The organism is Pseudomonas violetae (genome assembly GCF_023072615.1).
Lineage (GTDB): Bacteria > Pseudomonadota > Gammaproteobacteria > Pseudomonadales > Pseudomonadaceae > Aquipseudomonas > Aquipseudomonas violetae.
The window spans coordinates 208472-219474 of record NZ_JAKNRW010000002.1 but is presented as its reverse complement, the minus strand read 5'-3'; the positions used below and the strand labels follow the sequence as shown (position 1 = coordinate 219474).

The window sequence follows — 11003 nt, the reverse complement described above, 5'->3', positions numbered from 1 at the left end:
CTCTTATTGTCGGTGCGATTTTCCTAGCGCCTTGGCGACCAGTTGTTCGTAAAGTTCGGCGTAGGGTTCAACGGCCTTGCACCAGTTGAAGGGTGCAGCCATGGCTCGGCAGCGCATGGCGTTAAGCAGGTCGGGATAGGCAAATACCTTGAACGCGCGGCTCAGGGCTTCCTGATAGCTTTCTGCAGTGGATTCGTCGAAGAGGAAACCGGTTACGCCGTTTTCAATGGTGTCGGCCAATCCGCCGGTATTGCGTGCCACTGGCAACGAACCGAAACGCTGTGCGTACATCTGGCTCAGGCCGCAAGGCTCGTAGCGAGAAGGCATCAGCAGGAAATCACTGCCGGCGAACATGCGGCGGGCGTCGGTCTCATTGAAGCCGATGCGCACGCCAATCTGGCCGGGAAAACGCAGGGCCAGTTCGCGCATGGCTTGCTCTTCTTCCGGCTCGCCACGACCGATGATGGCGATCTGGCCACCGGACTTGACGATGTATTCGGAGACCGCTTCGGTCAGGTCCAGGCCCTTCTGGTAGACCAGCCGTGAGACCACTGCAAACAGCGGGCCTTCGGAGTCTTTCAGACCAAACAGCTCGCGTACATGGGCGGCATTTACGGCCTTGCCGTCCCAGTCGCCAATCGTGAACGGGCAGAACAGATGCGGGTCAGTCGCCGCGTCCCAGCTCTCGTCGATACCATTGGGAATGCCGCTGAGCAGGCCTTGCTGGGTCTTGGCGGCGAGGAAGCCGTCGAGGCCGCAGCCGAAGTCCGGTGTGGTGATTTCCTGGGCATACGTCGCGCTGACCGTGGTGATGTGACTGGCGTATGCCATGCCGGCCTTGAGAAACGACATCTTGCCGTAGAACTCCATGCCTTCCTGTTGCAGGGCATGGGTGGGAATACCCAGTTCAGGGCACGAGCCCAAGCTGGTCACGCCTTGATACGCCAGGTTGTGAATGGTGAATAGCGTCGGGGTTCGCTGTCCACGCCAATGCATGTAGGCAGGCGCAAGGCCGGCAGGCCAGTCGTGGGCATGCACCAGGTCCGGGCACCAGTGAATCTGCGCCAGGTTGGCGGCAATATCGGCAGCGGCGAGGCCGAGACGGGCAAAGCGAATATGGTTGTCCGGCCAGTCGCGACCATTGTTGGCGCCGTAGGGCGAACCTTCACGCTCGTAGAGCTCGGGGCAGATCAGCACATAGATGACCAGGCCATCAGGCATGTCCATGCGCCCGATCTTGCAAGGCGGCAGTGCAGCATGACCGCCCAGCTCACCAATGATATGAATCGGATTCTCGCTGTGGAGCACCTGCGGATACCCTGGGATCAGGACGCGTACGTCGTGCAGTTGCGCCATCGCTCGCGGCAGCGCGGCGGAAACGTCACCCAGGCCGCCGGTCTTGACCAGGTCTGCAATCTCGGAGGTTACAAACAACACACGTTTGCGGTTCGGATTCTGACTGGCTGCCGGTGGCAGCTTGCGCGTACTGGTAACGTTGCCCGGTGAAGCTGGTTGCGCATTTACGGTGCTCGACTCGCCGGCCTGCTGATGAGCACGTTCTCCCTGAATATCTAAAGCCGCACTGATCATATGAATCTCCCGTGTTGTTGATCTAATTCTCGGTCTGGCACCAACGAAGTTCGATGGCCTGTCCCTATGGCCGGGCGCAAACGCGCTACGCATTGGAGAGCAAACGCTGCCAACGCGTTGGAGCACAATGGCTGGGGAGGCCTGTTGCAAGGATCGAACCAGTTGCAACACACCCACCTTTAAGCTGACCTTGTGCCAGAGGCAAAAGTTTCTTCTATTTTCCTTGGCTGTGACCGACGGGTTTTACCCGGCGAAAATGAGTCTAGGCCAGAACCTAGAGCGGGCCAGTCCAACTGGGTAAATTGTTCGACAATCCTTTTCAGAGGGTAACGGCCAGAGCGTATCGATGGGGATCGCACCGACGAAGGGCAGCTTTTTTTTGCATGACGCCTCACAATATGACTGATAAGTCACAATAGTGGTCAGGGTGTGACAATTTCGTTGCACTGTTGTGGTGCGGGCGTGCAAGTCCCGCATTTGGCTGAACCACTGCCTTACTGGATCACCAGGAGCCTTGTTATAGTTCGGGCCTCATTTTTGCCAGGTAAAGGATCGCTTCCATGACCGAGTACACCGCGTTCACCGTCGAACTGGCGGATAAAATCGCCCATGTGCAGATCAATCGTCCGGAAAAGATCAATTCAATGAACGCGGCGTTCTGGAGTGAGATCATCGAGATCTTCCGATGGATCGATGACACTGACGAAGTGCGTGCAGTAGTGATCAGTGGTGCAGGCAAGCACTTTTCCTCGGGCATCGACTTGATGATGTTGGCCGGCGTCGCCAATGAACTGGGCAAGGACGTCGGGCGCAACGCGCGTCTGCTGCGGCGCAAGATCCTGGCCCTGCAAGCCTCGTTCACTGCAGTCGATCAATGCCGCAAGCCGGTACTTGCGGCCATCCAGGGTTATTGCCTGGGCGGCGCAATCGACCTGATCGCCGCCTGTGATATGCGCTACGCCGCTGAAGACGCACAGTTTTCGATCAAGGAAATCGACATTGGCATGGCGGCCGATGTCGGCACCCTGCAACGCTTGCCGCGCATCATCGGTGACGGCATGCTGCGTGAACTGGCTTACACTGGCCGCTCATTTGGCGCTGAGGAGGCGCGCGGCATGGGCTTGGTCAATCGCGTCTTCAGCGACAAGGACAGCCTGCTCGACGGCGTGATGGGCATCGCCCGCGAAATCGCCAGCAAGTCGCCGATCGCCATCGCTGGAACCAAGGAGATGATCAGCTACATGCGCGACCATCGTATTGATGACGGCCTGGAATATGTCGCCACCTGGAACGCCGCGATGCTGCAATCCACCGACTTGCGCGTGGCCATGGCGGCTCATATGAGCAAACAGAAGCCCGAATTTCTGGATTGAGTAAAATATGACTTTAGGCTGGACCACTGCAGTACTGGACACCGATAAACCCGGAGGCTGGGCCGTTGCTCGCAGCTCCGAAGGCTTTCTGTATGACGACAATGGCGCGCTGTTCCCAAGGGAATGGCTCAAGCGTCAGGACCTGGCGATTCTCGCCGAGCATGGCATCGGCCATCTCGACGGCGAACCGGTCTATCTGCTGGAACTGCAGCGCCCGGATGAAGTTCCAGGCTGCAGTTGGAAGGGTTTGCGCGCCTTCATGCTCGAAGGCGATCATACGCTCTACAAGGTGCTGGGTTACGCCGCGCAGATTGGCACCTGGGCTCGCGAGCACCGTTTCTGTGGAAATTGCGGACAGGCGATGCTGCAGGTGCCGCGGGAACGTGCCATGTATTGCCAGCCCTGCGAATTGCGCAGCTACCCGCGCATCTCTCCGAGCATGATCGTGCTGATCACCCGCGGCGATGAAATCCTGCTGGCGCGCTCGCCGCGCTTTGTCACCGGGGTCTACAGCACACTGGCGGGGTTTGCGGAGCCTGGGGAGTCGGCCGAAGAGTGCCTGGTGCGTGAGGTCCGCGAGGAAGTGCAGATCGAGGTGAAGAACATTGAGTACCTGGGCAGCCAGTGTTGGCCGTTCCCCCATTCGATGATGCTGGGCTTCCACGCGGAATACGCCGGGGGGGAAATCGTCTGCCAGGAGGACGAGATCGAAGACGCCCAGTGGTTTAACGTGCACGCGCTGCCGCCACTGCCAGCGTCACGCTCGATTGCCCGTTACCTGATCGACGTCTATGTGGCGCGGCGTTTAGGCCACGCTGAACCAGTGCTGCCAGGCTAGCCGCACGGTCAAGCCCAGGACCACGGTGATGAATACCGGGCGAATGAACTTCGCGCCGCCGCTGATGGCGGTGCGAGCGCCGAAAAACGCCCCGACCATTACCGACAGGCCCATGCTCAGGCCGATGATCCAGTCCACCTGCCCGGAAAACACGAACACCGACAGCGCCGCAATGTTGCTGACGAAGTTCATGCTGCGCGCCACGCCGCTGGCCTTCACCAGGTCGATGGGGTACATGAGCAGGCTGCTGACGGTCCAGAACGCACCGGTACCGGGCCCTGCCACGCCGTCGTAGAAGCCGAGGGTGAAGCCCTGGGTCGATTGCCACTTTTTCCGGATCGGCGCGTTACTGTCCAGCGGCGCCTTGGGCGTACCGCCGAACAGCAGGTACAGGCCGCAGGCAAACACGATCACCGGGAGCATTTTGTTCAGCCACTCGGCTGGTAAGTAGTGTGCAACCACGGCGCCGGTCAGCGCGCCGATGAGGGTGCCGACAATAGCGTGTACCCATTGGCGCGGGTGGAATAGCTTGCGCCGATAAAAAGTGAAACTGGCCGTGGCCGAGCCGAAGGTCGAGCTGAGCTTGTTGGTGCCCAGCACCAGGTGCGGCGGCAACCCGGCGGTGAGCAGGGCCGGAGTGGTCAACAGCCCGCCGCCGCCGGCAATGGCGTCGATGAAACCGGCAATAAAGGCTACAACGGCGAGAATGGCCAGGGTGGTGAGGTCAACGCTGAGTTCGAAGGGCATGGAGTCGGCTTATTCGGCGGGTGCACAGCAGGGGTGCGGGGAAGGGCCGACATATTACCCAATTACCCGGATCAGGGGCGATTCCCGATGCGTGAGAAATTCCATGTCACAGTGCCAGCTCCCAGCGAAAACTCCTGTGGGAGCGGGCTTGCCCGCGAAGTGGCCATGACGTTCAAAATTTGAATCGACTGACCCAACGCTATCGCGAGCAAGCTGCTCCCACGTTGGACTGGAGTCGCGCCCATACCGCGCTGCTTTCAGACCTTGAGGTTGTTCAGGCTGCGCTCCATCCGCGCGATACCCTCTTCAAGCAACGAGCGCGGGCAGCCGAAGTTGAGGCGCACGAACTGCTGGTGCTCGTCGCCGAAATCCAGGCCCGCACTCAACCCGACTTTGGCCTGCTGCAGGAAAAACTGCTGCGGATCCGCCAGGCCCAGCGCCGAACAATCGAGCCAGGCCAGGTAAGTACTCTGCGGCACCTGCAGGCTGATGCCCGGCAGACGGGTGCGAACCGCTTCCATCAGCCAGTCGCGGTTGGCCTGCAGATAGGTCTTGAGCTCGGCCAGCCACGGCCCGGCTTCGCTGTAGGCGACTCGCGTGGCTTCCAGTCCAAGTGGGTTGACGCTGTCGACCATGCCGCACCGTGCGTGATTGACCCGCGAACGCACCGCAGGGTCATCAATGATCATGAACGAGGTCTTGAGGCCAGCGATGTTATAGGCCTTGCTCGCCGACATCAGCGTGATGGTGCGCCGGGAGATGTCCTCGCTCAGGGACGCTGTGGGAATGTGCACCCGACCGTCAAAGCACAGTTCGGCGTGGATCTCGTCAGAAATGATCCAGGCGTTCTGCTCAAGGCAGATGTCAGCAATCGCTTGCAGCTCTTCTCGCGGGAATGCCTTGCCGAGGGGGTTATGTGGATTGCTCAACAGCAGAGCGCCACCGCCCTGCAGTGACTGGCGCAAGCTGTCCAGAGGCGTGGCGTAGCTGCCATCCGCCTGCAAGTCGAACCCCAGCTCAACCTTGTTCAGCCCCCAGTGTCCCGGGGCATGGCGCAGCGGCGGGTAATTGGGTACTTGGACCACGACATTCTGTTGTGACTGGACCAGCGCCTTCAATGCCATGTTGAAACCCGATTCCACGCCTGGCAGGAAGACCAGGGCCTGGGGATCGACACGCCAGGCGTATTTGTTCCAAAGATCGGCGACGATGGCCTGGCGCAGATTGTCCTGGCATACGCTATAGCCGAGCAGAGGATGCTCCAGGCGTTTTTGCAGCGCCTGGATGATCACCGGTGGCGCGGCGAAGTCCATGTCGGCGACCCACATCGGCAATACTTCGTCGGGGTAGCGGCTCCATTTGGTACTGCCGGTGGCGTGGCGGTCGTGGACCTGATCAAAATTGAAAGTCATGCAGGTGCTCATAGGGCAGGGGTTGTATGGCGCCCATGATAAACGCCCAACCCCTCTGGGAGCCACGCATTCACTCCATTACATAACGCCCGGGCGCCGGCTCCAGTGCCGGGTACTGCGCGTTGCCCATCTGCTGCACCAACGGCTGGCGCTCGCCGGCGTGTTCGGCCAGCCAGGCAAACCAGTCGTTCCACCAGCTTCCAGGATGCTGGCGAGCATTCTCGAACCAGATTTCAGGATCGCTGCTGACCTGATCGTGGGTCCAGTAGTGGCGTTTTTCACGGGCCGGTGGATTGATCACGCCGGCAATATGGCCTGATGCACCCAACACGAACCGTGCGGGACCGCTGAGCAATTGGGTGCTGGCGTAAGCACTGCGCCACGGTACGATGTGGTCGTCGTGGGTGGCGAGAATGTAGGCGGGTGCCTCGACGGCGCGCAGGTCCAGTTTGACCCCACAGCACTCCAGTTCACCGGATTTCAGGTCGTTTTGCAGATAGGTATGCCGCAGATACCAACAGTACATCGGGCCGGGCAGATTGGTACTGTCATTGTTCCAGAACAGCAGGTCAAGGGCGTTGGGTTTCAGGCCCTTGAGGTATTTGTCGACGTTGTAGTTCCACCACAGGTCGTTGGGGCGCAGCAGCGAGAAGGTGTTGCCCATGTCTTCGCCCTTGAACAGGCCGATTGGTCCATTGATACCGCCAATGGTGCGCTCGCGGTAAGCGACCAGTTGTTCGTCGACGAAAATGTCGATGGGGCCGGTGTCGAGGTAGTCGAGGAAGGTGGTGAGCAGGCTCACACTGGCGATCTCGCGATCGCCGCGTACCGCCAGCACCGCCAGCGCCGTGCTAAGTAGCGTGCCGCCAATGCAAAATCCTACGCAATGAGGCCGCTGCTCGCCGCTGATCTCACGGGTGACGTGCAGCGCCTTGATGATGCCGGTGTCGATCAGGTCGTCCCAGGTAGTGCCGGCATGATCCTGATCGAAGTTGCGCCAGGACATCAGGAACACTGGATGTCCTTGCTGCAGCAGGTGGCGAACCATCGAATTGTCGGGGCGCAGGTCAAGGATGTAGAACTTGTTGATCGACGGCGGGACGATGAAGACCGGGCGCCGGTAGCCGGTTTGCGCTTGTGGATAGTACTGGATCAGTTGAAAGAGTTCATTCTCGAACACTACCTCCCCGGGCGTGTTGGCCAGGTCGACGCCCACCTGGAAAGCATCGCGGTCGCACTGGCGCATCCTGCCTTCCTGCAGATCGCTTGCGAGGTGCAGCATGCCTGTCAGCAGGCTGCTTCCCTGGGTGTCGACCACCCGTTGCAGCGCATCGGGATTGCTCGCCAGGCTATTACTCGGTGCGCTTGCTGCGATGGCTTGCTCTACCAGATACAGCAGGCGCTGGCGCGGCTTCTTCGTCTCGATCGGCAGATGGTCAAGCAGCTTGAGCAGGAAGCCGGCATTGAGCAGGTAAAACGCAGCGAGGGAACCGTACAGCGGATGGTTCCAATTGCCGCTCACGAAACGCCGGTCTTCGAAACTGAAGGGCTGCCCGCTCAGTACACGCTGGCCGAGTTCGGCCCATTGCTGCTGGTATTCGTTTTGAAGGTTGTCCAGCGTTGCGCGAGGCAACTCGAACCAGGCGTCGTAGTCCTGCCCGGTAAACCAGGGATGGGTGCTGACCCATAGGCGCAATTGGTGCAATGCAAAAGTGGCTAGAAAGGGGATCTGGCCTGACCAGTAGCTGCTGAAGGCTTGCGCTTTGCTGTCCATTAGTTTCCACCCATCACAATCGAGAGCAACGCAATACGACTAAGCGACTTCTTACCGTCCGTTGCTTTTATTGTTTTGCGCTGCAAGATGGGGGAGTGTTGGGGATGGAAGGGCCGCGCGGAAGTGTTGCGAGATGACTGTCTTGTGTCCAACGACGCCAAGCAGCCAGGTGGTTTACCTGTAGCGGCTGTCGAGCCCGCAGGGCTGCGTTCGAGGATGAGAAACCTGTGCAGACTCCGACGCAGATCAATACCCCAAGCCAGGCCGCCGTTTATCATGGCTACCAAGTGTGTCCAGTACCCACGTCATCGAGGACGCCATGTACAGAATGAGCTCGGGCTATGCCAATGTGCTGCTCAATACGCTCTCGGCCGAGGGACTGGATGTTGCCAGCCTGTGCCAGGTCGCAGGACTGGACATGACCCTCGCCAGTGTCCCTGGTGCGCTGTGCGAGCGCAGGGTGATCTATCAACTGTGGCAGCTGGCGGCCCAGGCCGGTGCGGACCCGGACATTGGCCTCAAAGCCTACGGGCATTTTCATCCCGGCAGCTTCCAGATAGTCGGCTACACCATGATGTCCAGCCTCAATCTGAAACGCGCACTTGAGCGCCTGGTTCGATTCAGCCCATTGATCGGCACCGGCTTCAGTCTGTTTTTCGTCCCGGAGCAGGGCCACTACCGCCTGGCGTCCCTCGACCATCAACAGTCCGGCTCGATCAAGCCTCGACAGTACGCCGATGCCGGTCTGGCGTCATTGCTCGGCATCTGTCGCTGGCTGGGTGACGGCAAGTTGCCGCAACCGCTGAGCGTGGAGTTCAGCTATCCCGAACCGCAGGACACGTCGGAACATAAACGCCTGTTTGGCTGCGAACTGCATTTTGGCTCGGCGTACGACAGCATTCTGTTCGACGCTCAGGAGCTGCTGCGGCCATTGAGCATGGCCAATGAAGCATTGGCGGTATTGCACGACAGTTTCGCCGAGGCGCAACTGGACCTGCTGTTCGGCTTCACCATCGTCGGCAGGATTCGCGCGCTGATCACCCAGCGCTTGAGTCAGGGGCAGGGGCTCTGCGACATGGAATCGATTGCTGCGGCGCTGAATGTGAGCAAGCGTACGCTACAAAGGGCGCTGGAAAAGGATGGGGCGCAATTCAAGGATGTGCAGAATGCAGTGCGCCGGCAACTCGCGGACTTTTACCTGCGCCACTCGCATTTCAACATGAAGCATGTGGCGTATCTGCTCGGCTTTCATGACCACAGCAGCTTCAATAAAGCCTGCAGCCGCTGGTTTGGCATGACGCCGGGGCAGTACCGCGCCAATGAATCGTTCGAGGTCGAGGAGGCCGCGCCGGTCTGCCGCGGCCCTGGTGCGTCAGCGGTCGCCGAGCAGACAGCTAAGGGCGCCATACACCCCGTAGAAGCTTAGTTCCTGGCCTGCATCACGCAGGTCGCGGTAGCCGTCCAAGGCATCCTGCAACTGATCGGAATACAAGTCCTGCCACGCCAGCAACGGGTTGTCCGGGCGGGCGCACCGGCGATCCCGGCTGGCCCCGGCCGCGCCTGCCGCCACACACCACAGGGCAGGGTTCAGGCTGCTCCACAGCAGTTGCTGTTGGTGAAAGGGATGTGCTCGGCGGATCAGTTCGGCACCGGGTTCGTTGATCAACTGGCGTAACCACGGACGAACCCAGGCATCGTAGAGGCTGTTGTTGAGGGTCGAGGCGCGTTCGACAAGGGCGAATTCGCGATCGTCAGCCTGTGGTGCTTCAACGTCGCCATGGATATCGGCGAGTTTGCGCGGTTCGAAGCTTACGGAATAGGGGGGCGACGTATTTTCCGGCAAGTCCTCGATCAGCATCTCATACAGGCCGGGTGGCAAGGCATTGATCGTATCGACCGCTCCCAATAGTTCGCGGTGCTCGCGGCGAGCCACTTCGCCGGACACAAAAATACCCAGGTGCCCGATGCTGGCATGGCGCAGGTAAACGATGGTGCGGCCAGCGTTGTCCAGGGCGAGATCGTTGGGATAGACATCGATGATCCAGTCCAGCGCCTGTTGCGGCGAAGTAATGTTGTCGCCACAGGAGCAGAACACCACTACCGGTACCTCAATCCGCTTGAGGTCCAGTCCATTGCTTTTGCGCCCGACACCGCCGGACAGTTGATTGCCGATGAACAGTTGGTCAACGATCATCTCTATTTCTTCGCCATTGAGCAGGGTCGGACTGCCCCACCAGCGTTCGAAGTCGAGAAAACGCTCGGCCTCGTTGTCGACTTCGCTGAACAGGTGATAGTACTTGCCCCACCAGGCATTGGCCGGGTCGAGGCTTTCGAAATTGCTGACTAGCCAGGCGCCGTCGAAACGCGAGTTGCCCAGATCGCTGCCCAGGCGTGCCATCCACCCACCGCCCAGCAGGCCACCGCAGTAACGCAGCGGGTTGCGCCCATGAGTGCCGGCCCAGTAGGACAGCGGCGCGCCATTGATAATGATCAGTCCTGGCAGCTCCGGCCTGGAGGCCGCCAAGCTCATCAGGGCCCAGCCCGCCTGGCAGTTGCCGATGACCACCGGCTTGGCACTGTCGGGGTGTCTGGCGCTGACCAGCTCGATGTATTGCGCCTCGGCCTGAACAATGTCTGCAAGGGTTTGCCCGGGGTTGGGCGCGTGACTGAACGAGATGAAGTACGTGGGGTGACCGGCTCGCAGGCTTTCGCCGATCAGCGAATCTTGTTTGAAACCGCCGATGCCCGAGCCATGACCGCCGCGCGGGTCGATGATGACCACTGGCTGCTGTTCGGGGTCGTTGGTTGGTGCCGATGGGTCGACGATCTTGAGCAGCGAATAGTTGACCGGGCGGGGCAGGTGCTCGCCGGCGAGCAGAATCTCGTACTCGAACTTAAGCAGCAGCGGATACCCAGCGCGTTCGTGCGCCAGGGTGTTGTCGCCGCGCTGGCGCAAGGTGTCCCAGAACAGCAGGCTGCGCTGGCCAAGATCGGTCAGGTAGTCCTGCCAGTCGGTGGCCGAGGGTTGCCTGAGTTGCCCCAATCGTGAGGGGGTAAAGGTACTGGCCTGGCGCGTGTTCACGGCGTCCAGCACGTTGTGCAGATTGAGCTGTTGCAGATGATTCAGATGTTCGAGCAGCCCGGGCGTCGCTAAAAAGTCTCTATCCTGCGCTGCAATATTCCCTGTCTGAGTCATTGTGTTCTCCTGCCACGCTGCATGGAAAGCGCCCAGGGATCAATGATGCTGTAAGTATGAGCATGGGCACTCA

At 60.1% G+C, this 11003-nt stretch carries 8 protein-coding genes; 3 read left to right on the top strand and 5 right to left on the bottom strand.

Annotation, left to right across the window (positions count from 1 at the left end; translation table 11 throughout):
• Positions 1-3 precede the first annotated feature (3 nt).
• A complete protein-coding gene (gene glgA / locus L9059_RS03285) occupies positions 4-1590 on the bottom strand; it encodes a glycogen synthase GlgA (protein WP_247287518.1) in 1587 nt (528 codons plus the stop codon).
• Between the two features lie 560 nt (positions 1591-2150).
• Here glgA and L9059_RS03280 point away from each other — a divergent pair.
• Together L9059_RS03280 and nudC are read left to right on the top strand one after the other, a co-directional pair.
• Positions 2151-2963, top strand: a complete 813-nt coding sequence (locus L9059_RS03280) for a crotonase/enoyl-CoA hydratase family protein (protein WP_247287516.1) — start codon at positions 2151-2153, stop codon at positions 2961-2963.
• Positions 2964-2970: 7 nt separating this feature from the next.
• Complete coding sequence (nudC, locus tag L9059_RS03275; protein WP_247287514.1) at positions 2971-3801, top strand: NAD(+) diphosphatase; 831 nt, start codon at positions 2971-2973, stop codon at positions 3799-3801.
• Here the strand turns inward: nudC and L9059_RS03270 are convergent.
• The 3 genes from L9059_RS03270 to phaC all read right to left on the bottom strand — a co-directional run bounded on the left by L9059_RS03270 (position 3769) and on the right by phaC (position 7734).
• Positions 3769-4548, bottom strand: coding sequence for a TSUP family transporter (locus L9059_RS03270; RefSeq protein ID WP_045058598.1), 780 nt, complete (start codon positions 4546-4548; stop codon positions 3769-3771). The two genes, nudC and L9059_RS03270, sit on opposite strands and share 33 nt — an antisense overlap.
• Before the next feature lie 257 nt (positions 4549-4805).
• The gene (locus L9059_RS03265) at positions 4806-5960 is read right to left on the bottom strand and encodes a MalY/PatB family protein (RefSeq protein ID WP_247287512.1); all 1155 of its coding nucleotides are present in this window, start codon (positions 5958-5960) and stop codon (positions 4806-4808) included.
• Positions 5961-6030: 70 nt separating this feature from the next.
• On the bottom strand, positions 6031-7734 hold the full coding sequence (phaC, locus tag L9059_RS03260) for a class I poly(R)-hydroxyalkanoic acid synthase (RefSeq protein ID WP_247287494.1): 1704 nt from the start codon (positions 7732-7734) through the stop codon (positions 6031-6033).
• A 319-nt stretch (positions 7735-8053) separates the two neighbouring features.
• On the opposite strand from phaC, the gene L9059_RS03255 reads away from it, so the two are divergent.
• Entirely contained in the window at positions 8054-9160 is a 1107-nt protein-coding gene (locus L9059_RS03255) for an AraC family transcriptional regulator (protein WP_247287477.1), read from the top strand.
• Here L9059_RS03255 and L9059_RS03250 read toward each other — a convergent pair.
• Entirely contained in the window at positions 9107-10930 is a 1824-nt protein-coding gene (locus L9059_RS03250) for a DUF3141 domain-containing protein (protein ID WP_247287461.1), read from the bottom strand. The genes L9059_RS03255 and L9059_RS03250 overlap by 54 nt on opposite strands.
• Positions 10931-11003 lie beyond the last annotated feature (73 nt).

Coding starts and splice junctions, on each gene's coding strand:
- L9059_RS03265 (WP_247287512.1), bottom strand. CDS start 5,960: ATGACTTTCAATTTTGATCAGGTCCACGACCGCCACGCCACCGGCAGT.
- L9059_RS03250 (WP_247287461.1), bottom strand. CDS start 10,930: ATGACTCAGACAGGGAATATTGCAGCGCAGGATAGAGACTTTTTAGCG.
- L9059_RS03270 (WP_045058598.1), bottom strand. CDS start 4,548: ATGCCCTTCGAACTCAGCGTTGACCTCACCACCCTGGCCATTCTCGCC.
- phaC (WP_247287494.1), bottom strand. CDS start 7,734: ATGGACAGCAAAGCGCAAGCCTTCAGCAGCTACTGGTCAGGCCAGATC.
- glgA (WP_247287518.1), bottom strand. CDS start 1,590: ATGATCAGTGCGGCTTTAGATATTCAGGGAGAACGTGCTCATCAGCAG.
- L9059_RS03255 (WP_247287477.1), top strand. CDS start 8,054: ATGTACAGAATGAGCTCGGGCTATGCCAATGTGCTGCTCAATACGCTC.
- nudC (WP_247287514.1), top strand. CDS start 2,971: ATGACTTTAGGCTGGACCACTGCAGTACTGGACACCGATAAACCCGGA.
- L9059_RS03280 (WP_247287516.1), top strand. CDS start 2,151: ATGACCGAGTACACCGCGTTCACCGTCGAACTGGCGGATAAAATCGCC.